General features: G+C 70.2%; 14 protein-coding genes. 11 read left to right on the top strand and 3 right to left on the bottom strand.

The genetic code is table 11. The annotated features are described in order from the left end of the window. The first annotated feature begins 113 nt into the window (after nucleotides 1-113). The 6 genes from KME66_RS19995 (at nucleotide 114) to KME66_RS19970 (ending at nucleotide 9,857) form a co-directional block, all read left to right on the top strand. Nucleotides 114-3,374, top strand: a complete 3,261-nt coding sequence (locus KME66_RS19995) for a type I polyketide synthase (RefSeq protein WP_216324299.1) — start codon at nucleotides 114-116, stop codon at nucleotides 3,372-3,374. Further along, nucleotides 3,371-4,117, top strand: a complete 747-nt coding sequence (locus KME66_RS19990; RefSeq protein ID WP_216324296.1) for a thioesterase II family protein — start codon at nucleotides 3,371-3,373, stop codon at nucleotides 4,115-4,117. The genes KME66_RS19995 and KME66_RS19990 overlap by 4 nt, the downstream gene beginning before the upstream one ends. Beyond that, nucleotides 4,107-5,507: an MFS transporter gene (locus tag KME66_RS19985; protein WP_216324293.1), complete on the top strand. Its 1,401-nt coding sequence runs from the start codon at nucleotides 4,107-4,109 to the stop codon at nucleotides 5,505-5,507. The genes KME66_RS19990 and KME66_RS19985 overlap by 11 nt, the downstream gene beginning before the upstream one ends. Before the next feature lie 112 nt (nucleotides 5,508-5,619). After that, the gene (locus KME66_RS19980; protein ID WP_216324290.1) at nucleotides 5,620-6,948 is read left to right on the top strand and encodes an acetyl-CoA carboxylase biotin carboxylase subunit family protein; all 1,329 of its coding nucleotides are present in this window, start codon (nucleotides 5,620-5,622) and stop codon (nucleotides 6,946-6,948) included. A gap of 401 nt (nucleotides 6,949-7,349) precedes the next feature. Continuing rightward, entirely contained in the window at nucleotides 7,350-8,798 is a 1,449-nt protein-coding gene (locus KME66_RS19975; RefSeq protein ID WP_216324287.1) for a sodium:alanine symporter family protein, read from the top strand. Between the two features lie 588 nt (nucleotides 8,799-9,386). Further along, entirely contained in the window at nucleotides 9,387-9,857 is a 471-nt protein-coding gene (locus tag KME66_RS19970) for a hypothetical protein (protein ID WP_216324284.1), read from the top strand. A 143-nt stretch (nucleotides 9,858-10,000) separates the two neighbouring features. Here KME66_RS19970 and KME66_RS19965 read toward each other — a convergent pair whose 3' ends face one another. The 3 genes from KME66_RS19965 to KME66_RS19955 form a co-directional block, all read right to left on the bottom strand. Further along, nucleotides 10,001-13,372 carry an ATP-binding domain-containing protein gene (locus tag KME66_RS19965; protein WP_216324281.1) on the bottom strand — a complete coding sequence of 1,124 codons (3,372 nt, stop codon included), beginning with the start codon at nucleotides 13,370-13,372 and terminating at the stop codon, nucleotides 10,001-10,003. A gap of 93 nt (nucleotides 13,373-13,465) precedes the next feature. Then, nucleotides 13,466-13,840 (bottom strand): hypothetical protein, encoded by a 375-nt coding sequence (locus tag KME66_RS19960; RefSeq protein ID WP_216324277.1) that lies wholly within the window; start codon nucleotides 13,838-13,840, stop codon nucleotides 13,466-13,468. Then, the gene (locus KME66_RS19955) at nucleotides 13,837-16,296 is read right to left on the bottom strand and encodes an AAA family ATPase (RefSeq protein ID WP_216324275.1); all 2,460 of its coding nucleotides are present in this window, start codon (nucleotides 16,294-16,296) and stop codon (nucleotides 13,837-13,839) included. The genes KME66_RS19960 and KME66_RS19955 overlap by 4 nt, the downstream gene beginning before the upstream one ends. 301 nt (nucleotides 16,297-16,597) lie before the next feature. Here KME66_RS19955 and KME66_RS19950 point away from each other — a divergent pair, with 301 nt between their 5' ends. From KME66_RS19950 to KME66_RS19930, 5 genes are all read left to right on the top strand, one after another. Continuing rightward, nucleotides 16,598-18,811, top strand: a complete 2,214-nt coding sequence (locus KME66_RS19950; RefSeq protein ID WP_216329495.1) for an N-6 DNA methylase — start codon at nucleotides 16,598-16,600, stop codon at nucleotides 18,809-18,811. A 91-nt stretch (nucleotides 18,812-18,902) separates the two neighbouring features. After that, complete coding sequence (locus tag KME66_RS19945) at nucleotides 18,903-20,912, top strand: class I SAM-dependent DNA methyltransferase (protein WP_216324272.1); 2,010 nt, start codon at nucleotides 18,903-18,905, stop codon at nucleotides 20,910-20,912. A 227-nt stretch (nucleotides 20,913-21,139) separates the two neighbouring features. After that, nucleotides 21,140-22,159 carry a restriction endonuclease subunit S gene (locus tag KME66_RS19940; RefSeq protein WP_216324268.1) on the top strand — a complete coding sequence of 340 codons (1,020 nt, stop codon included), beginning with the start codon at nucleotides 21,140-21,142 and terminating at the stop codon, nucleotides 22,157-22,159. A gap of 2 nt (nucleotides 22,160-22,161) precedes the next feature. Further along, nucleotides 22,162-25,359 carry a type I restriction endonuclease gene (locus KME66_RS19935; RefSeq protein ID WP_216324265.1) on the top strand — a complete coding sequence of 1,066 codons (3,198 nt, stop codon included), beginning with the start codon at nucleotides 22,162-22,164 and terminating at the stop codon, nucleotides 25,357-25,359. 119 nt (nucleotides 25,360-25,478) lie between these two features. Then, nucleotides 25,479-26,147, top strand: a complete 669-nt coding sequence (locus tag KME66_RS19930) for a hypothetical protein (protein ID WP_089115549.1) — start codon at nucleotides 25,479-25,481, stop codon at nucleotides 26,145-26,147. The last annotated feature ends 147 nt before the right edge of the window (nucleotides 26,148-26,294 follow it).

The raw sequence follows: 26,294 nt of genomic DNA, 5'->3' as shown, positions 1-26,294 counted from the left end.
GGGAGCCACGGCGGGCACGGGCCCCGCCACCCCGGACACCGGCCGCGCGCAGCGGGCCCGGCAGGAGCGCGCCGCCCGCGCCCGCCGCCGCCGCGTCGAGCAGGAGCAGCCTGATGACCGCCGCACCGCCCGCACTCGACGGGCCCACGCCCGACAGGCCCGGCGCACCGCACCCCCTCACCGGCCCGGACGCCTTCCCCGCACCGCCCACCCCCGCCGGGGCGGGCCCCCTCCCCGGTCCGCACGCCGCCCCCGGTCCGGCGGCCGACCTGACCGCCGGACCGGACCCGGACCGCGACCGCTCCCTGGACATCGCCGTCACCGGCATGGCCGGACGCTTCCCCGGCAGCGCCGACATCGCCTCCTGGTGGCAGGCGCTGCTGCGCGGGGAGATCCTCACCAGTCGCCTCGACCGGGCGGGCCTGCTGGCCGCGGGCGAGGCCGCCCCGGTGCTCGACGACCCGGACTACGTACCGGTGCGGGGGCTCCTCGACGACGCCGACCGGTTCGACCACGAGCTGTTCGGGATCAGCCCGCGCGAGGCCGAACTCATGGACCCCCAGCACCGGTTGATGCTGGAGGCGGCCTGGACGGCACTGGAGGACGGGGGGTGCGACCCGACCTCCGAGTCCCGGGTCACCGGGGTCTACGCCTCGGCGAGCAGCAGCGCGTACCTGCGCGCGATGCTCACGTCCGGCACGCTGGACGCGGCCGGGGTCGAAGAGGCCCTGCGCGCCAACGAGCCCGACTACATGGCCACGCGCATCGCCTACCGGCTCGGCCTCACCGGCCCCGCCCTCAGCGTCCTGACCGCCTGCTCCTCCTCCCTCGTCGCGGTGCACCTCGCCGTCCAGGCGCTGCTGAACGGCGAGTGCGAACAGGCCGTGGTCGTCGCGGCGGCCGTCGACTTCCCGCAGACGGGGCACGTGCATCTGCCGGGCGGCATCCTGTCCGCGTCGGGCGAGTGCCGGCCCTTCGACGCGGAGGCCGACGGCACGCTCGCCGGATCGGGTGTGGTCGCCGTGGTGCTCCGCCCGTACGAGGACGCGGTCGCCGAGGGCGCGGACGCCTACGGGGTCATCCTCGGCACGGCCGTCAACAACGACGGTTCCGCGAAGGCCGGTTACCAGGCCCCGTCGGCCACCGGCCAGGAGGCGGTCATCCGTTCCGCCCTCGCCGCCGCCGGCATCGACGCCGCCTCCCTCGGCTATCTGGAGGCGCACGCCACGGGAACGCGGGTCGGCGACCCCATCGAGTGGTCGGCGGCCTCGGCCGTCCTCGGCGAGCTCGGCGCGGGACCGGGACAGATCGCGCTCGGCGCGGTCAAGGCCAACATCGGCCACCTCGACGCCGCTTCGGGCCTCACCTCGCTCGTCAAGGCCCTGCTGGTCGTGCGCGACGGCCAGGTGCCGCCGGTGGCCGGGTTCCGCACGCTCAACCCTCTTCTGGAGCAGGCGGGTTCACCTCTGCGCCTGCCGACCGAACGCCAGGACTGGTCCGGCGGACCGGCCGGCCCCCGCCGCGCGGGAGTCAGCTCCTTCGGCATCGGCGGCACGAACGCCCATGTCATCGTCGAGCAGCCACCACCCCGGCTTCCGACCGGCGAGGCGGAGCCGGACCGCGCGGGCGACCGCCTCCTCCTGCTCTCGGCCGCGAGCCCCGAGGCTCTCGGCCGGACCACCCGGCGGCTCGCCGACCGGCTGCCCGAGGAACTGGCCGCCGTGTCGCTCACCGACGTCGCCCACACCCTGGCCACCGGGCGGCCCCGTCTCCCGTACCGCACGGCCGTCGTGGGGCGCACGCACCGCGAGCTCGCAAAGGCGCTGCGGGCCGCCCCCGTCCGGGCGGCCGGGTCACCGCCGCCCGTGGTCCTCCTGCTGCCCGGCCAGGGCAGCCAGTACCCGGGCATGGCCCTGCCGCTGCGGGACGCGCTGCCCGGGTTCGCCGAGGCGCTGGAGGAGTGCCTGGCGCACTTCGGCCCCGCGCCGGCGGCAAGGCTGCGGTCCGCCCTGTTCGCGACGGACTTCCCGGCCGGTGAACTGGCCCGTACGGAGCTGGCGCAGCCCGCGCTGTTCTGCGTCGAGTACGCGGCGGCGACGGCGCTCACCGCACTGGGCCCCGCCCCGGTGGCGCTCGCCGGACACAGCCTGGGCGAGATCACGGCCGCCGCGCTGTCCGGTGTCCTGCGACTCGCGGACGCCGCCGAGCTGGTGACCGTACGGGGCCGGGCCATGCAGGAGTGCCCGCCGGGCGCGATGGTCTCCCTGGCGACGGGCGAGCAGCGGGCGCTGGACCTGGCGGAACGGTTCGCCTCCTCGACGGCGAGCGGTCACGCCCACGGCCGCCTGGAGCTCGCCGCCGTGAACACCGACGAGAGCGTGGTGCTGGCCGGCCCGGTGGAAACCGTGGACGCCTTCGAGGCATGGCTGGGCGACGGGCGGACCGCGCGCCGACTGCGTACCAGCCACGCCTTCCACACCGGCATGCTCGACCCGGCCGCCGTCCGGCTGCGCGAGGCGGTACGGGGGCTCGCGCTGGGCCGGCCCACGCTGCCCTACCTCTCCAACGTCACGGGCGGACTGCTGCCCGCGGGCAGCACGGTCGAGCCCGGCTCGTTCGCCGAACAGGCCCGCGCCACCGTACGGTTCGCGACCGGGCTGGCCGCCGTGGCGCGGGCCTTCCCCGGTGCCGTGGCGATCGAGACGGGCCCCGGCAAGGCGTTGAGCGGCATGGCGGAGGCGGCCGGACTGACCGCGGTCCCGCTCGCTGCGGGACGTACCGGGCGCCCCGCAGCGGAGACCGCGCTCGCCCTGGCAGACCTGTGGTCCCGGGGCCTGCCGCTGGACCCGGCCGCGCTGACCGCACCGGGCCGCCCGGCGCACCTGCCCGGCCATGTGTTCGCGGGTCCGCGTCTGCTGGCCGCGGCGGCCGGGGCACGCAGGAGCCCGGCCGCGATGGCACCGCACCCGCCGACGGCGGAGGGGCAGACGCCGCCTCCGGCCCCGACGGCACTTCCGGCTCCGGCCCCGGTTCCGGCAGCGGCATCGGCATCAGGGGCGACGTCGGCGGTGGCGGTGGCGGTGGCGTCCTCGCCCACGCCCACGCCCACGTCCGCTTCCGCTTCCGCTTCCGCTTCCGCTTCCGCAGCGACGGTGGCCGCCCGCTGGACCGAACTGCTGGGCTGGTCCGACCTGTCGGCGGACTCCGACTTCTTCGACCTCGGCGGGGACTCACTGCTCGTGGTCCGGCTGGCCCGGCGGCTGGGAGAGGACCTGGGCGTCCGCGTCCCGGTCCGCGCGCTGATGACCGCGTCCACGCTGGCCGGGCAGACGGCCCTGCTGGATTCCCTCGTCCCGGCGGGAGAACGCCGATGACCCCCTGGCTGCAGTGCCCGGCCCCGCGCCCCGACGCGGCGTACCGGCTCGTCTGCTTCCCGCACGCCGGAGGCTCGGCCGCCTTCTTCCGCGCCTGGACCGAGGGCCTGCCGGGCCACGAGGTGCACGCGGTGCGCTACCCGGGACGCGCGGCCCGGCTGGAGGAACCGCTCCCCACCGGCCTGCTGACGCTGGCCGCAGACATCGCCACCGCCCTGCGGCCGTTGCTGGACCGGCCCGTGGCCCTGCTGGGGCACAGCATGGGGGCCGTGGTGGCCTACGAGACCGCGCGCCTGCTCCAGGCGGAGGGCACGCCCGTGGCGCACCTGTTCGCTTCCGGGGCCCGCGCACCGCAGCTCGCGCACCCCGAGGGGACCGGCGCGGCGGACATGGACGACGACGCCATCGCGGACGCCCTGATTCAGCTGGGCGGGACGGACGCGGAACTGCTGGCGGATCCCGACTTCCGCGAGCTGGTCCTCCCCTACGTCTGCGGGGACTTCCGGATGTTCGACGCGTACGTCCACCGTCCCGGAACACCCCTGACCTGCCCCGTCACCGCCGTGGCGGGGGACGCGGACCCGCAGGTCCCCGCGTGGGCCGCGGCAGCGTGGGCGGAGACGACCGAGGGCCCGTTCACGCAGCACACCGTGCCGGGGGACCACTTCTACCTGACGCCTCGTCCGCCGTTCCGGCTGATCGAAGAGGCCCTCTCGCACCCGGGGGTGCAGCATGCTGGCTGATCTGCTCCCGGCGTCCCGGAACGGCCGGATCATCGCGGCGGGTTCGGCGGTGGAGGCGGTCGCGGTCGGCATGTTCCTCGCCGCCGCCACGCTCTACTTCGTCGGTATCGTCGGCATCCCGGCGGTGGCGGTGGGCGGCGCGCTCACGGTCGCCAACGTGATCGGGCTGCTGAGCCCCGCGCCGACCGGCGCACTGGCGGGCCGGATCGGGCCCCTCCCGGTCTATGTCGGCCTGACGCTGCTCCGGGCGGTGGGCTTCGTGGCGTACGCCTTCGTGGACGGCTACGCCGGGTACTTCGTCGTCACCTGCCTGATCACGGCGGCCACCCGCGCGGCGATGCCGCTGCTCCAGGTGATCGTGGGCGAACTCGAACCGGCGGACCGCCGCACCCGGACGATGGCGTCGCTGCGCGCGGTGAGCAACATCGGCATGACCGCGGGTTTCCTGCTCGCGGCCGTCGTCCAGGCATCCGGCTCCCGTCCCGTGTTCATGGCGCTCTTCGGCTTCAACGGCCTGGCGTTCGTGGCGGTGGCCCTGCTGATCGGCAGGGCGGCCCGCGACACGTCCGGGCTCCGGGCCCCGCACCGGAGCCCGGCGCCGCCCCAGGCCGGCCCGGTCCCGGACGCCGCAGTCGCACGGGACGCCGCCGATCCGGCTCCGGCCGGTCAGCCCGCGACCGGCCCGACCGCCGAAGGACGGGAGCCGGCAGCGGCCCACCCCGCCCGCTCCCCCTACCGGGACCGCAGGTTCCTGACGGCCGCGCTCGCCAACGCCGTACTCCTGCTGCACGATTCGATCCTGTTCATCCTCGTACCGCTGTGGGTCACCCAGCAGGCCGGCCTGCCCGGCGGGGCCAGCTCCGTGGTCCTCGCCGTCAACACCGTGCTGACGGTGGTGCTCCAGGTGTACGTGTCCCGCTTCGCCCAGGGCGTCACCAGATCGCTGCGCCTGCTGCGGCTGTCCTGTCTGCCGCTGGTCCTGAGCTGTGTGCTGTTCGCGGCCGCGGACGGCCGGGGGGTGGCCGTCGCCCTGGTGGCGGTCGGCCTGGCGGTGGTGGCGCTGACGGTCGGCGAGAACCTGCACGCGGTGGCCGCGTGGGAGCTGTCGTACGAGATGGCCCACCCCGCGTCGCGGCCGCAGTACCTGTCCGTGTTCGGCATGGGCATGAGCGCCCAGCTGATCGTGGGGCCCTTCCTGATGACGGCGTTCGTGCTGAAGGCGGGGACGGCCGGCTGGCTGGTGATCGCCGCGCTGTTCGCGGCGGCGACGGCGGCGTTCTCGCTGGCGGCACGACCGTACGCCAGGAAGCCGCCCGCGGCGGAGCCGTCTGCCGCGCCCCGGGGCGGCACCACGAGCCGGCCGCAGGCACACCCCGTCCCCACCCCCTGACCACAGACACCCGACACCCGACACCCGACCACAGAACACAGTCCACAGAGCACAGAGCACAGCCCGCAGCCCGCAGCCCGCAGCCCGCAGCCAAGAAAGGCAGGCACCCGCCATGTCGGACCCCACCGCCCCCACCGGCCCCATCCCCCTCACCGACCTCGCTCCGGCGGCGGATTCCGCTCCGACGCCGCCCTCGGACCACTTCCTGATGTTCGCGATCGGCCCGAAGCTCGACTTCGCCGCCCGTCTGCGCGTCCTGGACGAGTCGGCGCGGATCTCGGTGATCTGTCGTCCCGAGCACCTGGCCAGGATCACGGAGTCCGGCAACTACCGACGGGTCGTCGCCGTGCGCCAGGACGGCCCGATGGACGAGGTCCTCGCCCTGGCGCGGGCGGTGCACGCCCTGGAGCCGGTGACCCGGATCACGACGTTCTGGGAGCACGACCAGGACCGGGCCGCCGCCGTGGGGGCCGCGCTGGGCGTCGCGACGCACCAGCCCGAGACCGTGTCCCTGGTGCAGGACAAGCACGCGATGCGCGAGCGGCTGCGGGCGACGGGCGTCGAGGACACGGCGGCCGGCCGGGCCTACGGCGAGGAGGACCTGCTGGCCTTCGGAGAGCGCGCCGGATACCCCTTCATCGTGAAGCCGACGGCGGGCACGGCGAGCTTCGGCGTCACCCTGGTCCACTCACCGCAGGAGGCGGCGGAGGCGTACCGCAGGGCGACCGGGGACTTCCCGGGGATCACCCGGCTCGGCGTCCTGGCGGAGCAGTACCACGTGGGGCCGCAGTACAGCGTGGAGGCGTTCTCGGAGGCCGGCGAGCACGTGGTCGTGGCGGTCACCCGGAAGTACTCGGACCCGGAGAACATGGTCGAGCTCGGCCACGTCCTGCCGGCCCCGCTGGAGAACGCGGACCGCGAGGCGATCGGGTCCCACGTCACCCGGGTGCTGGACGCCCTGGGGGTGGAGTTCGGTCCGACTCACACCGAGATCGTGCTGACCGACGAGGGTCCGAAGATCATCGAGACGCATCTGCGGGTGGGCGGCGACGACATCTTCAACCTGGTCAAGGATGCCGTCGGCGTGGACATGCTCGACTTCCAGACCCGGCAGACGTTCGGCGAGAAGGTGCTCCCGGACATCCGGGCCATCCTGGGGTCGGACCGCGCGCCGCGGTGCGAGGCGATCTGGTACACGGCCCCGAAGGCCCAGGGCACGTTCGTCGGCCCGGCGGACGCGGAGGCGGTCACCCGCAACCCGGACATCGCGGTGCTCCTGACGCCCGGTTCGGAACTCACGGGCCACGGCTCCTTCGCCCGCATCGCCCGTGCCAGGGCATCAGCCCCCACGGCCGCCGAAGCCCTGGAGAAGGCCCGCTCGACGGTGAACGCCCTCTCGTTCCTGTTCACCGTCTCGTCGGACGAGCCCGGAACGGTGTGACGGCCCCGGCCGCCGGTGGTCGCGGCGGCGGCCTCCACCGCGGCGAGGCCGTCGGCCGCGGCCGCAACCGATGCGCGGCCCCGGACGGCGGTACGCCTCGACATCCTCCGCGGTCCGCTCGTGGACCAAGCCGGCACCGGTTCCGGGCGGCGGAGCGGGCATCACTGACCAGCCCCGACGAAGGCCGCGGCGAAGGACTTCCCCCTCATATCGGCCCTGTATGAGATAGGCCACTTCGGAGGCCGTAGGCAGCGGCAGCCACCCCGGCCTACAGTCCTTATTCGTTTGCGGAGTATTCGGCTCCGCGCCGTCCGGCCCACCCCTCCGCTCCGTACACGACCTGTACGCGTACGCGGAGACCGGGCCGATTCCCCGACTCACAAGGAACCGGGAACATCCGCATGGGCACGTTGGAAAACTGGGTCGTCGAGCTCAACGACGTCTTCTGGACATACCTGCTGATTCCACTGGTCGCCGTCGCCGGCGTCTGGTTCACGCTGCGCTCCAAGGGCGTGCAGATCCGCCTGATCCCGGAAATGTTCCGGGTCTTCGGGGACAAGCCGCAGTCCGGCGTCAGCCCCTTCGGCGCCTTCACCATCTCCGCCGCCGCGCGGATCGGCACCGGCAACATCGCCGGTGTGGCCACCGCGATCACCATGGGCGGCCCCGGAGCCGTCTTCTGGATGTGGATGATGGCCCTGATCGGCGGCGCCTCGGCGTTCGTCGAGTCGGTCCTGGCCCAGCTGTACAAGGTGCGCGACACGGAGCCCGGTACGTACCGAGGCGGCCCGGCCTACTACATGCAGAGGGCGCTCGGAATGCGCTGGCTCGGCGTGATCTTCGCCGTGCTGATCACGCTGACGTTCGGGTTCGTCCTGACCGCGGTGCAGTCCAACACGATCACGGTGGCCACGAAGGGCTCCTTCGGCTCGGACGCCTCCTGGTTCAACCCCGTCCTCGGCGTCGCGCTCGCCGCGCTGCTCGCGCTCGCGGTGTTCTTCGGCGTGAAGCGCCTGACGGCCGTCACCAAGGTCATCATCCCGGTGATGGCCGCGCTCTACCTGCTGGTCGGCCTGGTCATCGTGCTCCTCAACCTCGGCAACGTGCCCGGCATGCTCGGCGACATCATCGGCGGCGCCTTCGGCTTCCGCGAGGTCGCGGGCGGTGCCGTGGGTACGGCCATCCTGCAGGGCGTGCGGCGCGGCATGTTCTCCAACGAGGCGGGCATGGGTTCCGCCCCGAACGCGGCCGCGGCCGCGGAGACCACGCACCCGGTCAAGCAGGGCCTGGTCCAGACCCTCGGCGTCTACTTCGACACCCTGGTCATCTGCACCATGACCGCCTTCGTGATCCTCTCCGCCAACCCGACCCTCGGTGAGCGCGGCGGCGCGGACGTCACACAGGCCGCCTTCACCAGCGCGCTCGGCGACTGGGCCGGTCACCTGCTGACCCTGGTGGTCTTCATGGTCGCCTTCAGTTCCATGATCGGTAACTACTACTACGGCGAGTCCAACATCCAGTTCATCACCCGCAGCAAGGGCGTGATGAGCACGTACCGTGCGCTGGTCATCGCCTGCGCCGTCCTCGGCGCGATCGGCTCCGTCCCCCTGGTCTGGAGCCTCGCGGACGTCACGATGGGCGCGATGGTCCTGGTCAACCTGATCGCGATCATCCCCCTCGGCGCGGTCGCCTTCCGCCTCCTCGACGACTACCTGGACCAGCGCCGCCAGGGCCTCGACCCGGTCTTCCGCAAGGACCGGGTTCCGGGCCTGCGCGGCGAGGTGGAATGCTGGGGCGCATCGGACCAGGACGCCACACCGCGGGAGCGGATGCCGGCCGGCTCGCTCTGACACGGACGCGTCCCCGCGCGACCGTACGCATCGACGGGCGGCATCCCGGGAGGGGTGCCGCCCTCGGGCTTTCCGAGGCCGGGCTCGAACCCCAGGAGCCGTACCGACGGGCGGCGCGAGGGGATTGCGGCGCACAGCGGCAACAGGGGGGCGGCCTCCGCGATCCCCATCCGCTACGCTGTTAGCGGTCAGTCGACCTCCAGTGCGCCTGCCCGGGAAGGCATCCTTCGGGATCTCTGCCCCGGCACCGCCAAAGGCTCGCATGACCAGGGCGTTTGCCTCATCCCGCCCGGCATCCTCACGGGGTTTCCGGCACGGTTTTCGGCAAGCCCCCGCCTTCGTGGGATCTGTAGGAAATTAGATCGCCGCAGATCAGGGCGAATGCGCTGGAAGGCCACCGAACGCGCCAGGGCGTTTTTCCCAACGCGTTTCCAGGTTCGCGCAGGTAGCGCCAGGTCTCACGCCGTTCACAGGCTGCCACTCGGAGCGCTGGCTGAAGCACCTCAGCCCATCCCGTTGAATACGCCAGCTCACCCATCCGACGGCCCAGAAGTTGCTACTCAAATAGCGGCTCGTGAGGCTTGAGATGTGACCCTTCCTGCTGCCCCTTGGGTGCCCTGGCCCCGCTTCGACCGCCGCGTCTATCTCCTCCTACTGGACGACCAGCGCCAACTCCTGCTGTGCGGCGGGTGCTGCGGCGGCTGGACCGTCCCGCAGGTCCGCATGACAAGCGGAGCCCGGTACATGGAGTCGGCCGTCCGATTCCTTGACGAGCAGTTCGGGTTGACGCATCCGCGCTTTGGCTCCGTCTACGGGTTCCGACAGTCGCGCGCCGGCGACAACTGGGAGTTCGATCGCGTGACGGCGGTACGCGTCTTCATCGTCCGCATCAGCGACGCCGAGGGGTCGGCAATCGAGCAGAGATCACCCACACACGCTCGATGGGGTGTCACGGACCTACGAAGACGGAGGCGGGAGATCCACCCTGAGGGCATCGTCCCGCTGACCACCGGATACATCGAGGGGTGGATTCCCGACGGCCCCATCTCTCTTTGTTGAGCGCCTGCGAGTTGTGCCCCTGGTTGCCGGGGCCAGCACTTAATCGGGGCATCAGGACTGCTCTACTTCACTCCCAACCCACGCGGTATCACCTGCGCCCGCTTCATCTGTTCCAGCAGGCACAGGAGCGAACTGAACGACGGCTACTGGTGATCACTCGCCCCGGAGGAGCCAAAGGCGGTGTCCGCGTTCTCGCCGCCCCAGCCGGTCGGGCTGCGCCAGATGACATTGACGCGGAAGACGTCACGAATCGTGTCCACGGACCAGTCCTCGGCGGGCGGTTCGGAGAGAACGAGGTAAAGACCGTCGGCCGGCGCGGGCAGCGTGTGGTTGATCTCGAGCAGGCGGGTAGCGCCTGATCGCAGGTCCGCGTAGGTGGAGCGGCCTGCGCCCAGGGCCTCGTAGAGGAAGAGACCGTGCTGGGTGACGCAGCTTACGTCGACGACCGAGGAGTCGGCCGGCTGGAGGCCCGCCCAGAGAAGTGCCGACTTCAGCGCGTGGCGGACCGCCTCGTGCTTCTTGCACGTACGGTCGGCATCGGCAGCCGCTTCCAGCACGCGGAGGAAGCCGTCCTTCGTGGTCACGGCCGGTGTTGCGGCGGTGGTGTCCGCGGTGGTCATCTGTGCTTCTTCCTTCTGATCGGGTTGCGGCGGGGCGACGGGGACCGCGCCGTCGGAGTTCGGTTTCGTCTCCGTGCCGAAGCGCTCCTGAAGCTCTCGTCGTGCTTCGGCGAGGGGCCCTGCCCAGCCGGAGGCGCCCAGTTCCTCCGCGAGCCGACCTGCGTCGAAAGTTCCCTCCTTGAGCGCACGGTTGGTTGTCGCGGCAAGGTCTCGAAGAACCCCGAGTCGTTCTCTGTCCGGATCACCGAACAGGTGAAGTACGTCGACCCAGTCGGCCTGGTCACGTCGGAGGATGCGGTTGGCCATGCCCTGGAGTTCGGAGAGGTAGCTGCGGGCCTCGGGAATGTCGCCGTCGCTGCCGGTCAGCTCTCCCAGCACGGCCAGCGCCGCGAGATAGCGCCCCGCCATCCGCTCCGAGATGGGCGACCGGCCACGCTGATCGGCGGTGAGCACCGTCTGACTCGTGTCGTTCGCGAACACCCAGCAGTCCAGCTCGTCACCCCGGCGCGGGGGAACCGAGCCCTGGCGGACGGTGAGCACGAGCGGCCGACCGATCACCGGAGACAACGGCCTGACCTTGTACCGGCCGCCGGAGACGTGGCCCACGACCTCGACCCGGACATCGCTGCCGATCCGGGGAAGGCTTTCCGCCGCGCCCGTCGGCCGGGCGTCCGGTGCCGCGGGTTCGGTGTCGTCCGCGGAGGCGGTGAGCGCCGCCGGCAGCGGGGCGGTGTGCAGGACAGTGAGGCTCTGGGTGCTGCGAGTGAGGGCCACATACAACTGGCGCAGTCCTGCGGGGCCGCGGTCGGCGATGGTGGCGGGCTCGATGACCAGGACGTGGTCGTACTCCATGCCCTTGGCCTGGGTGGCGGCCAGTACGGACACGGCCTCGCGGTGCTGCTCGCCGATGGCGTCGCCCTCGGCGATCCTGCGGCTGATCGCGTCCAGCCAGTCCGAGTCGTCGGGGACGATGACGGCCACGGAGCGGGGGTTGCTGCCGTCGCTGGTGTCGACGAGTCGGGCCACCTGGTCGACGGTGTCGTCGAGCAGCTTCCACGGCTCGGTCGCTACGGTCCGTACGGCGTCCGCTCCCGCCTCACGGACGGCCTGCGGGTACGGCAGGGACGGGGCGATCGCGTGCGCGAGAGGGGCGACGAACTCCATGATCTCGGCGGGGACGCGGTAGCTGGTGGTGAGCTGGGCCACGCTCCAGTCGCCGTGGTCGGAGAGGAGTGCGCCGAGCAGATCCCAGCTCGTCGGGATGTGGGCGCCCGTCGCCTGCGCGAGGTCGCCCAGGACGGTCATGGAGCCGCCCGCGGCACAGCGCCGCCGCAGGGAGCGGGCCTGCATGGGCGTGAGGTCCTGGGCCTCGTCGACGACGATGTGGCCGTAGCGCGGTGGGGTGTCGCCGCTGATCAGCACGCGGAGCTCTTCGAGGCAGACGTGGTCGTCGAGGGTCCACGGATCGGCGTCGGCGCCGTCGGCGCAGTCCCGCAGGAGGTCGGCCGAGTCGTAGAGGCTGCGCAGGGCCTCCCGGGGGCCGGGGGACGGCCAGACGCGTTCGACGAGGCGCTCGACCCGGTGGTTGCGCTCCAGGTCGCGGCGGATCGTGCCGGCCTGCCCGCGGCGCGGTGCGATGTCGGCGAGCCCCTGCAGGAGCCGGTCGACGAACAGGCCGCGGAAACGGTCGCGCCGCTCCCTAAAGGGCCCCTCGCCGGCGTGGGCCCGGTCGAGGAGGGCGAGGACCTCGGACTTCGGCACGCGCAGGGTCGTACTGCCGGCGGTGACGACGATCGCGGGCTCGTCACCCTCGAAGGAGGGCTCGACGGTGAGGGCGTCGAGCGCCTCGGGGCGGTAATCGCTCTCGACGCGACGCCGCAGCACGGCCGCCATGCGGTCGTCCGACTTCACGAGACGCGCCTTCGGCGAATCGACACCGAGGATCTCGCCCTCCCACAGCCGGTCCAGCTGGACGGCGTTGACGTCCCGGGTGCCGAGGGTGGGCAGGACCTGCCCGACGTAGTCGAGGAACCGCTGGTGGGGGCCGATGACGAGGATGTCCTGGGCCTTGAAGTGATCGTTGTTGACGAGCCAGGTCACCCGGTGGAGACCGACCGCCGACTTGCCGGTACCGGGGCCGCCCTGCACGACGAGGATGTCCGAGGGCGAGCCGGTGACCAGCTCCATCTGGTCACGGCGGATGGTCTCGACGATGTCCCGCATCCGACCGCCGCGCGACCGCTGGAGCTCCCGCAGCAGGAAGTCGTCCGGCTGGAACGCCTTCCGCCGCTGCCGCCGCACGACGTCACCGGGGGTGGGGGCGGGCGCGCGCTCCGGGCCCTGGAGCGCCTCCGTCTCCTCCGCCACGCTGTCGTCGGCGGCTTTGCGGGGTTCTGGTACGGCGGCGAGTTCGGGCTCGGGCTCGGGCATGACCAAGGGCGCGGGAACGGACGCCGACGAGGAGATCTCGTCGAAGTAGCTCTCGACGACCTGCCGCACGCAGCGGAGCTGCCGGCGCAGGACCACCTCGCCCGGGTCCTCGGGCCGGGCCTCGATCCAGGTCTTCGCCAGGGGGCTGGTCCACGGCAGCACCACCAGCTCGTGCGAGGCGTCATGCACGCTGCGGCGTCCGATGTACCAGGGCCGGGCCTCTCCGCCCGGGTCCTCCGACGCGTCGACGCGGGCGAAGACCAGCGCCTCGTCACCGAGCCCTCCGTACGCCGCTGCGCGGGCCTCCGCCTCGGCCCGGTTGGCGATCCCGTCCTTGCCGCTCGCCGAGGCGGTGGCGGCCGAAGTGCCGCTCATTTCGGCCAGTTTCGTGGTGTAGCAGTCGTACGCGTGGTCCACCGCCCGCTGCTCGCCGGCGAGGATCTCGTCCCGAGTGGTGGTGCTCATGTGCGTCCTCCCTGCGGTGCCGGGGGACACCGCCACGGGCATGTGCCCGTACCCCGCTGAAACAACTATCAGAAACCGGACGGTGACGAACAGTCAGTGGATTAGTTCTCGGACGAGGTCGTCAGCCTCGGTCCGCCAGGCCTGCACCTGGTCGTACGTGGGCCCGAGCTCGTACAGGTGGTAGTGGCACCCCAGACTCAGCTGGGACCAGAGGGCCTTCGCCCGTCGCGCCGTCTCCGCCGGCACGACGGAGTGCAGGAGGAGCAGCTTGGCGCGCCCCGTGGTGCGGGACAGCCCGGGCGTCGCGGCTTCCAGCACCCGGTCGACGCGGATCTCCAGCGCGGTCCGCAGCGCGAGGCAGGCGCCGCGGTGCCTGCCGGCGGTGGTGGCCTCGGCGAGTTCACCGTCAAGGAGGCGGTCGGCGGCCAGCAGCAGACCTTCGACGGAAACAGGAGAAGGGGTGGTCATGCGGTCACCTCCGACTTGCGGATCTTCTGCGCCAGGTTGTCGACGTCCGTGACGAAGCGGTGGGGGTTGGGGATCGAGGCGCCGTCGGGATGGGCTCCCTTCTGGCACTGCTGGATCAGGGAGCATGCCGGGCTTCCGTAGCGGCGGCGCATCTCCTCCTTGACGTCGCCACCGCGCCTCACGTCGCCGAAGAGGGCGAAGGCCGCGACCTCCTGGAACCTCTCCGCGCTGTCGATCGCGGCCTGGAGGTCGTGTTCCGATCCGCCGGTGCGGTGGTGGCGGATCCACGCGGCCTCCAGGAAGGCGTTCTCCAGGGCGATGCGGCACAGGCCGGGCAGCACGTGGCTGTGCGTCCCGGGCGGAAGGTCCGGGGTGGCGGCGATGGCCCGGGCGTCGCCGATGGCCTGTGCGACTGGGTCGTCGACGCAGGCGACCTTCACGCGGGACCCCTCGCCCCGCGTCACCTGGAAGACCGTGACCGGCAGTTCCTGGTCGGTGAACGCCTTCTGCAGACGAGGGTCGTGGGTAAACACGACGATCTGCCGGTGCCGGCCCATCTCGTGCAGCACCTGGGCAAGTCCGTGCACCTTGGTCGGGTCCATCGACTGCACGGGGTCGTCGATGACGAGGAAGCCGAACGGGCTGTCCGCGGTCGTGGCCCTCGGCAGGAAGAGGGAGAGCGCGAGGGAGTGCAGCTCCCCCTGGCTCATGACGTCGAGCGCCGGGGCGTCCTGGCCGTCGACGGAGGCCGCCATGACGAGCTTACGGACGTTCGCCTTCTCGCTGCCCTTCAGGCTCACGGCCGTGAGGTCGACGTTGCTCTCCTGCCGCAGGCGCTCCCAGATGCCCTGCGTGGCGTCGGTGAAGCGCTCCATGCGCTGCTCCCGCAGCTCGGTGGAGAGGCTCTTGAGCCACCTCACCGCCTTGCCGAGGTCGGTCCGCAGGGACTTGTCCCGTTCGACCTCACGCGCCTTGTCCGCCCATGCGGCGAGCCGGGTGACGAGCGCGCGCCACCGCTCGTCGCGCTCCTCCAACTCGCGGACCGCGTGCGTCCTGACGGTGTCGCAGGCGTCGGCGAGGACCGTGGCGGCATCCTCCGCGCTCCTGGCGAGCTCGACGGGGTCGGTGATCTGCTGGCAGTCGGTCCACGCCTTCCACGGGTCGGCCAGGGCAGCGGGGATCCGCTTGGGGTTCTCGATGAGGTTCTGGAGGTTCCGCTTACGCGTCCGGACGGCGGCGTGCGCGTCCTCGGCGGTCTTCGCCTCGTGGCGCAGCTCCGCCACCTGCCGGGAGGCGCGGTCGTACCACTCCCGCCCGAGAGTCCGCTCCGTTCCGCACGTCGGGCAGACGTCTTCGTCGGGGTGCCGGTCGACGTGGGCGAGGGCCTTCTCCAGCAGGTCGGCGCGCAGCCGGGCGTTCTCGGCGTCGGTGCCGTGGAGGTCCTCCACGTCGGCGAGGGCGATCCGCAGCCGCTGGACGGCCTCCCCCACCTCCGCCAGGTCGGGCCCGTGTGCCCCGGCCTCGATCTGGAGCTCGGCGAGCCGGCTGTCGTCGGCCGGGGGGAGACCGGCGACGAGCTGGTCGAGGGTGTCGAGGTCCAGGGCTCCCGTGGTGTCCACGGCGAGCAGGGCCCGTACGGCGCGGTCGTCGTCCTCCAGCGCGTAGAGGGCGTCCTTCAGACCGGGCAGGGCGTCCTTCGTCTCCTTCACGGCGGCGGTGAGGGCCTTCTCCCGTGCGCTCAGCCTGTTGGTCGCGGTGGAGAGCAGGTCCATGCCGAGGATGGTGGCGATCGCGTCGTACCGCTCGGACGGCTTGCCGTTGAGCATGAGGTCGAGGTCGGTGTACGAGAGGAACGGCCGGTGGTCGGCGAGGGCCGTGTCCCAGCCGGCCTCCGCCAGGGGGACGGCTCCGTGGCCCGGGCGCTTGAAGGTGGCCTCGGAGCTGCCGAACTCCTCGCTCGTCCAGGTGCGGGTGAGGGTGCTGTTACCGGTGTCGCCCTGGATCGCGAGCTTGAGCTCGATCTTGGGGCTTTCAGCGTTGTGGAGGTTGGCCCAGTGGCCGCCACGCGTGGCGTCCTGGCCCGGCCGGTGGGCCCGGGAGCCGGTGAAGCCGACCTCGATGGCGTCGGCGAGGCTGGACTTGCCGGAACCATTGCGGCCCACGACGAGGTTGACGCCCGGGCGGGGGCTGAGGCTCAGCCGGGCACGAGGGCCGATGCCGCGGAAGCCGTTGACGGTGAGGGAGTCGAGGTAGACGCACCCGACCGGGGAGGTTCCACGGATCTCGTCCTCGCCCAGGGCCTCCTTCAGAAGCGCCTTCACGGGCTCGGTGAGTGCCGCCGCGCCCAGACGGGTCCGCACCAGATCGGCCAGGGGCGGAGGCTGGTCGGCGGGGTTCGGCCGAGTGGGGTCGGTGGGTTCGTCCGCGTTCGGCTGGGGCTGTTCCGTCACGGTCATGTGCTGTCTCCCGGGGGTCCGGATGCTGCTGAGGAGGACGGGGCGGACACCGACACCTGCCGGTGGGGACGTGCCGCTGTACGGCGACAGGGCGCGCCACAGTGCAGTTCACGCGGTCAGCATCACGCTTCCACTCGGAACCACAACCAGATAAGCACAGCCGTGAAAGCACCGTCAAACGACTTGACGGGCTTGGCAACTGTTGTAAGGTGTTAACCGTCCCCGTCCGACTGGCCCGAGAGGTGCGGAACCCCACGCCATGCCCCAGCAGCCACCCGCCCGACCGGCGCCCTCAGCGCATGTGACGGCCGCCGAGATCTCCCGTATCGCAGGGGTCACGCGCGCCACCGTCAGCAACTGGCGTCGCCGCCACGACGACTTCCCCGCCCCCAGCGCGGGTACGGAAACCAGCCCGCTCTACGACCTGCCGGCCGTCCAGGCATGGCTGCGTGGACGCGGTCACACCTCCGCCGCCGCGCCGACCGAGGAACTGCGTACGGCGCTCCGGTTGCTGGGACCCGGCTCGGGAGTGGCCGCACGGCTGTTCCCGCTGGTGGCGGCCGTGTCCCGCCGCGCACCGGAGGAGCTGGACGAATTCGCCGCCCTACCCGACGACCAGTTGATCGCCCGAGCGGAGAAGACCGCGGGCGAGCTTCCGGCCTCCCTGCCCGAGGCGGAACCGGTCCGCTACGGTCCGGACGACGCGGGCGCGGTCCGCGCGCTGCTGGGTTGCGTCCGCGAGGCGGGGCCACAGGCCGCCGCCGACGTCCTGGCCGAACGCGAACTGGATGAAGGCGCCGCCAGCGGCGTCTACCAGACCCCTAAGGGCCTGGCGCTGCTCATGGCACGACTCCTACCCGCCGACACGTCCCGCGTTCTCGACCCCGCCTGCGGCAGCGGCACGCTCCTGGCGGCCGCCGCCCAGCAGGGCGCGCGGGAGCTGTTCGGTCAGGACTCCCTCCCCGTCCAGGGCCGACGCACGGCAATCCGGCTCCTGCTCGCCGCACCCGAGGCCGAGACGGCGATCCGCGTCGGCGACAGCCTGCGCCACGACGCCTTCCCCGACGTCACCGTGGACGCCGTCCTGTGCAACCCACCGTTCGCCGACCGGGACTGGGGCCACGACGAGCTGGCCTACGACCCGAGATGGGCGTACGGACTTCCGCCGCGCTTCGAGTCCGAACTGGCCTGGGTACAGCACGCCCTCGCGCACCTGGAGCCCGGCGGCCACGCGGTCATGCTTCTACCGCCAGCGCTCGCCTTCCGTTCCTCAGGCCGCCGCGTCCGCGCGGAACTCATCCGCGGCGGGGCCCTGCGCGCCGTCGTCTCCCTTCCGGCACGTGCCGCGTATCCGCTCCACATCGGCCTTCAGATCTGGGTGCTTCAACGTCCCGAGCCGGGCGGCACGGACCGTACGACGGTGCTGTTCGTCGACGGGGAGGGCGAGCAGCGGGACGGCACCCCGGGCACAACGCCCGCCACCGACACGGCCACGGCCGACGCCGGCACGCGTGGCTGCTCACGCCCCCGCCGCTCCGGCTCGTCCTCTTCCGCTGCCTCTTCCTCGACCGCCGCCTTCGACTGGGCGGGGCTGACCGACCGGGTCCTTGGCCAGTGGGCCGCGTTCACCACCGCACCCGACACCTACGCCGACGAGCCCGGCATCGCCCGCGCGGTGCCGCTCGTCGACCTCCTCGACGACGTCGTCGACGTCACCCCGGCCCGCCATGTCCGGGCGACCGCGGCCGACATCGACCCGGCCGCCCTGGCCCGCCGCGTTGACGACCTGCACAAGCAGCTGGCCGAGCAGGTCGCCGCGCTGGCAGCCTCCTCCGCGTCCGATGGGTGGCAGCCGTCCGGGGCCTCGGCCCGCGAGTGGCGTACGGCGACCGTCTCCGACCTGGCACGCGGCGGAGCCCTGACCGTGCTCCGGGCGGCGACGCCCGGCACACGAGGCTCCAAGGGCTCCAGCGCCCCCACCGTGGAGCGGCCGGTCCTCGCCGCCCGCGACATCGCGGCCGGAAGCCCGCCGTCCGGTACGGCTGTCGACATCCACGCGGACGCCGCGCAACCCGTAGCAGCCGGGGACGTCCTCGTACGCGCCGTCGCGGGCGGCGGCGACGCGGCCGCGATGACCCGGGTGGCGGACGACCAGGACGCCGGGGCCCTGCTGGGTCAGCACATCCACCTCCTGCGCCCCGACCCCGCCCGCCTCGACCCGTGGTTCCTGGCCGGGTTCCTCGGCGCCGAGGACAACATCGCCTCCGCGTCGACCGGCAGCACCCATGTGCACATCACACCGGGCCGCCTACGCGTGCCGCTGCTGCCCCTGGAGGAACAGCGGCGCTACGGGGAGGCCTTCCGCCGCGTGCACGAACTGCGCGCGGCCGTCCGCCGAACCGCCGACCTGGCCGCCGACACCGCGACGGCCCTCACCACCGGCCTGACTGCCGGCGTGCTCCTGCCACCGGACAGCCCGGGCGGCCCGGCCAAACCGGGCAGCCGTTCTGTCTGAAACGCCCCACGCGTCCCACCGCACACGACCACACTGAATCCCTGCCGTCCCACGCCCGGACGGTGCTCTTTCGGAAGGAAGCCAGGACCTCTTGAACAGCAGCAAGCACACGGAGCTGGCGAACCACGCCTGGTCCGTCGCAGATCTCCTGCGCGGTGACTACCGACAGTCCGACTACGGCAAGGTCATCCTGCCGTTCACCGTGCTGCGCCGCCTGGAATGCGTCCTGGAGCCGACGCGCGACAAGGTGGTCGAAACCGTCGAAAGGTTCGCGGGCCAGGAGATGGACATCGACCACTTTCTGCGCAGGGCCTCGGGCCACTCCTTCTACAACAAGAGCGACCTCACGCTCAAGAAGATCGCGGCCGACCCGCAGAACGCGGCGAAGAACCTGCAGATCTACATCGGCGCCTTCTCCGACAACGCCCGCGAGGTCCTCGACAAGTACGAGTTCAGCCAGCAGGTCAGGAAGCTCGACGGCGCGAACCTGCTCTACCGGGTCATCGGCCGGTTCACCGACCTCGACCTGCACCCCGACATCGTGCCCAACCACAACATGGGCTACATCTTCGAGGAGCTGATCCGTCGCTTCTCCGAGCAGTCCAACGAGACCGCGGGTGAGCACTTCACCCCGCGCGAGGTCATCAAGCTGATGGTCGACCTGCTGGTGGCGCCCGACGCGGACGCTCTCAGCCTGCCGGGCGTCGTCCGCACGGTCCTGGACCCGGCCTGCGGCACGGGCGGCATGCTCAGCGCCGCCGACGACCGCATCCTTGCCCTCAACCCGGACGCAACGGTCGAGGTCTACGGGCAGGAGCTCAACCCCGAGTCCTGGGCGATCTGCCGGTCCGACCTCATGATCAAGGGCCAGGACCCGGACCATATCGCCTTCGGTAACTCCTTCTCCGACGACGGCCACGCCCGCCGGAAGTTCGACTACATCCTCGCCAACCCGCCTTTCGGCGTGGAGTGGAAGAAGGTCAAGGAGGAGGTCGAGTACGAGCACAAGTCGCTCGGCGACGCCGGCCGCTTCGGCGCGGGCCTGCCGCGCATCAACGACGGCTCGCTGCTGTTCCTCCAGCACATGATTTCGAAGATGAAGCCGGTGGACGTGAACGGCGGGGGCGGCTCCCGCCTCGCCATCGTCTTCAACGGGTCGCCGCTGTTCAGCGGCGCGGCCGAGTCCGGCGAGTCCAACATCCGGCGCTGGATCCTGGAGAACGACTGGCTGGAGGCAATCGTCGCCCTCCCGGACCAGCTCTTCTACAACACCGGCATCTCCACGTACTTCTGGATCCTCACCAACCGCAAGGACGCCGACCACAAGGGCAAGGTCGTCCTGCTCGACGCGCGCGACCAGTGGGTGAGGATGCGCAAGTCGCTCGGTGACAAGCGCAAGGAACTGGGCGACGGGACGAACGGCCGCCCCAACCACATCGGCGACATCACCCGACTGTACGCGGAAGCCCTCCAGGTCGTGAAGGACCCCGAGCACCCCCTGTACGGCAAGGTCAAGGTCTTCAAGAACGAGGACTTCGGCTACCAGCGCATCACGGTCGAACGTCCGCTGAAGCTCCGCTTTGAGGTTACCGAGGAGACGCTGTCCGCGCTGGCGGAGGCCAAGCCCGTGGCCAAGCTGGAGCGAAGCAAGGATTTCGTCGCGGCGGTGCGTACGCTGCTCGGCTCGTCCTGGACGACGAAGTCCGAAGCGTTCATCGCCCTCAAAGACGCGGTGGTCGTGGCTGGCCTGACGTGGCCGACGGGAGCGCCGTTCGCGAAGGCGGTACGGGAGACTATCGGCGTCCGGGACCCGGAGGGCGAGGTCCAGAAGGTCAAGGGCGCGCCGGAGCCGGATGGGGACCTGCGGGACTACGAGAACGTGCCGCTGAGCGAGGACGTCGAGGAGTACCTCAAGCGCGAGGTACTGCCGCACGTTCCGGACGCGTGGATCGACCACACGAAGACGAAGATCGGTTACGAGATCCCGTTCACCCGGCACTTCTACGTGTACAAGCCGCCGAGGCCGTTGGCGGAGATCGACGCGGAGTTGAAGTCGCTGGAGGCGGAGATCCAGGCGCTGCTGGGTGAGGTGACAGGATGACGACAATTCCCGGGCTGGGCGTAATCCCTGATCACTGGGGTGCAGAGCGTGCCCGATGGCTACTGCATCGACAGCGGCGAGACGTGCGCCCCGAAGACGGAATCGTGACCGCTTTTCGTGACGGACAGGTGACCCTCCGAGAGCGGAGGCGTACCGGGGGCTTCACAAATGCAATCCAGGAGATCGGGTATCAAGGAATTCGCGTTGGAGACCTTGTAGTACATGGCATGGATGGGTTTGCCGGGGCTATCGGCGTGTCAGACTCCGACGGAAAGTCATCGCCAGTCGTCCACACCTATCGAGCCAACGCAAGCATGGATGCGCGATACATTGCATACGCATTGCGCACTATGGCGCTCAACGGATACGTGAGCACTCTCGCAAAGGGAATTCGTGAGCGTTCGACAGCCTTTGACGCATCTACGTTGGCCGACGTACTCCTCCCCGCCCCAGCTCTGGATGAGCAGCGTCGCATTGCCGACTTCCTCGACGTCGAAACCACTCGGATGAGCCAGATTGAAGGCCTAGTGAGAAAGGCTGGGCAGCTGGCATCGGCTCGCCGCACAGCCGTCATTGACGCGGAACTTGGGGCACTTTCTCGTGATTGTGTTGCACCTGTGACCAGCGCATGCGAGTTGGTCTTGGACTGTGTCAACAAGACTGCCCCCATCGAAGTCGGCGAGACTCCATACCGCATGCTCCGGACATCTAACGTCCGGGATGGGCAAGTAAGCCTCGACGATACCTATCGGGTCTCAGAAGAGACGTTCAAAAAGTGGAATCGGCGTGGCGCCCCTCAGGTCGGCGACGTTCTGTTCACCAGGCAAGCTCCCGTCGGTGAAGCTGGACTCCTCACTTCTGATGCGCCTGTATTCCTTGGGCAACAAGTCATGTTGTACCGCCCAAACCCACTTCGCGCGATCCCCGAATTTCTCTTGTTCAACTTTTTGAGTTCTTTCATGAAGCGGCAGTTCGAACTAGCAAGTGATGGTGCCGCGCACTCGCACATGCGAGTTCACGACTGCTTGAAGCTGCGCATCTACTATCCGAATCTCGATAAGCAGCGTCGAATCGTTGATCGAGTAAGTAGAGCGCTGGATCATGCTGACAGGCTACGGGCAGCTACGGCGAAGCAAGCTGACTTGCTCGCCGAACGCCGCCAAGCCCTCATCACCGCCGCCGTAACCGGCCAATTCGACGTATCCATCGCCAGCGGCCGCAACGTAACGGACGGAGTCTCCGCCTAACCATGAGCCCCATCCACACGGAGTCCGCCTTCGGTGACGCCATCGTCGCCGCCATGGTCGAGCACGGCTGGCGCGAGGCGCGGCCACAGGACTACCAGGCCGACCTCGGCCTGGACACCAACGAACTCTTCACCTTCATCGGTGCGACCCAGCCCGACGAGTGGAACGAACTGCTCACCGTCTACGGCGGCGACCCGAACGAGGCGCAGCGCGGGTTCGCCGGCCGCCTCGACCAGGCCATCGCCACCAACGGGCTCCTTGATGTCCTCCGCAATGGCGTCAAGGACCGAGGCGTCCTGCTCCGCGTCGCCTACTTCAAGCCAAACCTCGTCGCCCACGACTCCGTGCTCGACGGATACCGGGCCAACCGCCTCACCGTCGTCCGCGAACTCGTGTATGCGACGAAGCAGGCCGACTGGGGCAACAAGCTCGACCTCACTCTTTTCCTCAACGGAATCCCCGTCGCCACGGCCGAGTTGAAGAACCCGCTCACCAGGCAGGGGGTAGAGCTGGCCAAGGAGCAGTACCGCACCGACCGCGATCCCACCGAGCTGATCTTCACGCGCCGAGTCGTCGCGAACTTCGCCGTAGACCCGGACCTGGTCTTCGTCGCCACCCAGCTCAAGGGCAAGAACACCCGCTTCCTGCCCTTCAACACCGGCTCCAATGGCCCCGGTCAACCGGGCGGGGCCGGCAACCCGGCCCCCACCGCCTACGGCACGTACGCGACCTCCTACCTCTGGGAGCAGGTCTGGCAGCCGGACAACTGGCTGGACCTGCTCCAGCGATTCGTGCACCTGCACAAGAGCAAGACGCCCGGCGGCGGCACCACCAAGACGATGATCTTCCCCAGGTTCCACCAGTGGGACGTGGTCAAGAAGCTCACCACGCACGCCGCCACCCACGGCGCCGGGCACGACTACCTGGTCATGGCCTCCGCCGGCTCGGGCAAGTCGAACACCATCGGCTGGCTTGCGCACCGCCTCAGCGACCTGCACACCCCGACCGACCCGCGCGAACTCGATCCCGAGGCCATCGCCAAGGGCCTCAAGCCGGGCGTGCCGGTGTTCGACAAGGTCATCGTCATCACAGACCGCCGCAACCTGGACGCCCAGCTCCGAGAAACGGTCGGCAATTTCGAGCAGACCGCGGGTCTCGTCGTGAAGATCGACGAGAAGTATGGGGCGAAGGGCGAGCAGCTCGCCAAGGCCCTCTCCCGCGACACTGGGAAGGTCGTCACCGTCACGCTGCACTCCTTCCCGGCACTGCTGGACTACCTCCAGCGCAACCCCATGGAGATCCAGGGCAGCCGATTCGCGATCATCGTGGACGAGGCGCACTCCTCGCAGTCCGGCGACGCCGCCACCGCCGTACGGTCCGCGCTGCGCGACCTCGGCCTGGACTCCGACTCAGACGACGCGGGCGCGACTACCGTCAAGACCAACGCCGCCACCCTCGACGAGCAGCTTAAGAAGAGGGCCGAGCAGCGTTCCCGCGCCGCGAACCTCTCCTACTTCGCGTTCACCGCGACACCGAAGGCCAAGACCCTCGAACTCTTCGGCACACTGCAGGACATCGACGGCAAGGCGGCCTACCGGCCCTTCCACACGTACTCCATGCGGCAGGCGATCGAGGAGGGCTTCATCCTCGACCCGCTGCGGAACTACGTCACATACAACACGTACTGGAAGCTGGTGAATCAGAACCCCGACGAGCGGGAGGTCGACCCGTCGAAGGCGAACGGCCTGCTCGCCCGGTACGCGCTCACCCATGACTCCACGGTCGCCCAGCACGCCCAGGTAATCGTGGAGCACTTCGTGGCGCACAGCCGGGGCCGTCTCGGCGGCCGGGCCAAGTCCATGGTGGTGACCGCCTCCCGGCAGTCCGCCGTGCAAATGGCGCGCGCGATCAAGAGCTACATCAAGGACCGGGACTACGACACCAAGTACCCCGACCTGGGGGTCCTCGTCGCCTTCTCCGGCTCGCTCACGGTCGACGGCGAGGAGACCACCGAGCCGAAGGAGAACGGCGGGCTGTCGGAGAGCGCGCTGCCGAAGGCGTTCGCGTACACGCGTGCCGACGACAAGGCCGCCCGGACCGGCGGTGCGGGCCAGCGCGAGTACCGAATCCTGGTCGTGGCGGAGAAGTACCAGACCGGCTTCGACCAGCCGCTGCTGACGACGATGTACGTCAACAAGTCACTGACCGGCATCTCCGCCGTCCAGACCCTATCCCGGCTGAACCGGACCGCCGAGCGCAAGACCCAGGCGGACCTGGCAGTCCTGGACTTCGTCAACGACGCCAACGACATACAGGACTCCTTCCGCCCGTACTTCGAGGAGGCGAACACCCTCCCCTCCGACCCCAACCTGCTCTACACAGCGCAGAGCCGGGTCATGCAGGCGGCGATCCTGTCCGGGCAGGAGATGGACGAGTTCGCCGCGGCGTACTTCGCCGCCAAGGAGAAGGCCGCGGGCTCACAGTCCAAGTGGGAGAAGCTGCACGCCGAGCTGTACCGGCTGCTCTCCCCCGCCGTCGCCCGCTTCACGCCCCTGCTCGAAAGCGAGGACACGGACGACCAGGAGGCCGCGGAGGACTTCCGCGCCGCTCTCAACGACTACGTCAGGAAGTACGGCTTCCTCGCGCAGATCGTTCCGTACCAGGACGCTGAGTTGGAGCGACTGCACCTCTACGGCCGCTACCTCCTCAACCGGCTGCCGCGCCGGGCGGACGGCGGCGTGGACATCGGCGAGATCGACCTCAGCCATATGCGGGTGGAGAAGACTGGCGAGTACGACGTCTCCCTCACTTCCGAGGGGCCGACGACGATGCAGGGCTTCGGTGACGGCTCGGGCGGTGCCAAAGAGGCGGAGAAGTCGCTGCTCTCGCAGTTGATCGACAAGTTCAACGAGCGCTTCGGCACCGAGTTCACTGAGCAGGACGTCATTCGGCCGTTCGAGGAGGCCAAGGCCGACCCGAAGGTGCGGGCGGCGGCCGTCGTCAACGACGAGGAGAACTTCGGCCTCGTCTTCGACAACGTCTTCGCGGACAAGATGGCCGACCACATCGACACCATTGCGGGCATGGGCCGCCAGTACTTCGGCCCCGACAAGGGCTTCAAGTCCAGTCTGGACCGCAGCGCCCGCAAGGCCGCCTGGCGGATGATCCGCCGCGAGGAGGGTCTGGACGACGACGTCTGATGTGTACGCCCCGGCCGGAAGTGCCGGCCGGGGCGACCTGCTGGAGCGGCAAGACGCTCCTTGACGATGGGGCAAGGGATCTTCCGCTGCCATGTCGCAGCGGATCGGGAGGGGAAACGATGAACCACGCGCAGGACGAGCTCGAAGAGTCTCGGCTTCAGAAGGCCGTCGAGCTGATCGCCATCACACCGCAGGCGGCCGCTGAGATCGTCGGCGGGTACCGTACGGCGTTTGAGGGCAAGTTCGAGCGGGAGCCTGAGACCCTGGAGGACAAGCGCCGGATCGCAGCCAAGATAATTGGCCGGTACTCCAAACTTTCGGCAGTCACCGGTGCGGTCACTGCAGCCCCGAGTGTGATTCCAGGAGTCGGGACAGCGGTCGCCGTCCTGGGCGGCGGTATCACCGATATCGCCGCGGCACTCAAGCTCCAGATCGACATGTGCATGTGCCTGGTCGAGGTCTACGAGACCGAGCTGAGCGATGAGGACAAGAAGCACCTCGCCTTCGTGCTCGCCTTGGCAGGTTCCGTGGAACAGATGGCGTCAAAGGGTGGCAAGGCAGCGGTCATGAAGATCGCCGAGAAGTTGGTCTATCAGTACCTGCGAGGGCCGGCCTTGGTCACGATCAAGCAGTTGTTCAAGCGGGTGTCGATCACTTTCACCCAGAAGGCGATGGCCAAGGCGATTCCCGCCGGCGTAGGTGTCGCATTCAGCAGCTCAACCAACTACGTCCTGACGACGGTGGTGGGCAAGGTAGCCGTCGCCGTCCTGGCCAAAGATGTGAAGTAGCCACGCTGCATCGGATTCGGCACTGCCGACACAGTTGCCAGACCGTACTGCAGTCGCACGTGACGATCTGCCGGAGCGGCAGGTCTTGTGAGGGCGTTGGAGCGTCTGATCCGGCGGTGGGTCCCCGATTCCTCGGAGCGGGGACGG

It is taken from the genome of Streptomyces sp. YPW6 (assembly GCF_018866325.1).
GTDB lineage: Bacteria > Actinomycetota > Actinomycetes > Streptomycetales > Streptomycetaceae > Streptomyces.
The sequence above is the reverse complement of the archived record's forward strand: the minus strand, read 5'-3'. Positions and strand labels throughout refer to the sequence as shown.

Coding starts and splice junctions, on each gene's coding strand:
- KME66_RS19995 (WP_216324299.1), top strand. CDS start 114: ATGACCGCCGCACCGCCCGCACTCGACGGGCCCACGCCCGACAGGCCC.
- KME66_RS19990 (WP_216324296.1), top strand. CDS start 3,371: ATGACCCCCTGGCTGCAGTGCCCGGCCCCGCGCCCCGACGCGGCGTAC.
- KME66_RS19985 (WP_216324293.1), top strand. CDS start 4,107: ATGCTGGCTGATCTGCTCCCGGCGTCCCGGAACGGCCGGATCATCGCG.
- KME66_RS19980 (WP_216324290.1), top strand. CDS start 5,620: ATGTCGGACCCCACCGCCCCCACCGGCCCCATCCCCCTCACCGACCTC.
- KME66_RS19975 (WP_216324287.1), top strand. CDS start 7,350: ATGGGCACGTTGGAAAACTGGGTCGTCGAGCTCAACGACGTCTTCTGG.
- KME66_RS19965 (WP_216324281.1), bottom strand. CDS start 13,372: ATGAGCACCACCACTCGGGACGAGATCCTCGCCGGCGAGCAGCGGGCG.
- KME66_RS19960 (WP_216324277.1), bottom strand. CDS start 13,840: ATGACCACCCCTTCTCCTGTTTCCGTCGAAGGTCTGCTGCTGGCCGCC.
- KME66_RS19955 (WP_216324275.1), bottom strand. CDS start 16,296: ATGACCGTGACGGAACAGCCCCAGCCGAACGCGGACGAACCCACCGAC.
- KME66_RS19940 (WP_216324268.1), top strand. CDS start 21,140: ATGGATGGGTTTGCCGGGGCTATCGGCGTGTCAGACTCCGACGGAAAG.
- KME66_RS19935 (WP_216324265.1), top strand. CDS start 22,162: ATGAGCCCCATCCACACGGAGTCCGCCTTCGGTGACGCCATCGTCGCC.
- KME66_RS19930 (WP_089115549.1), top strand. CDS start 25,479: ATGAACCACGCGCAGGACGAGCTCGAAGAGTCTCGGCTTCAGAAGGCC.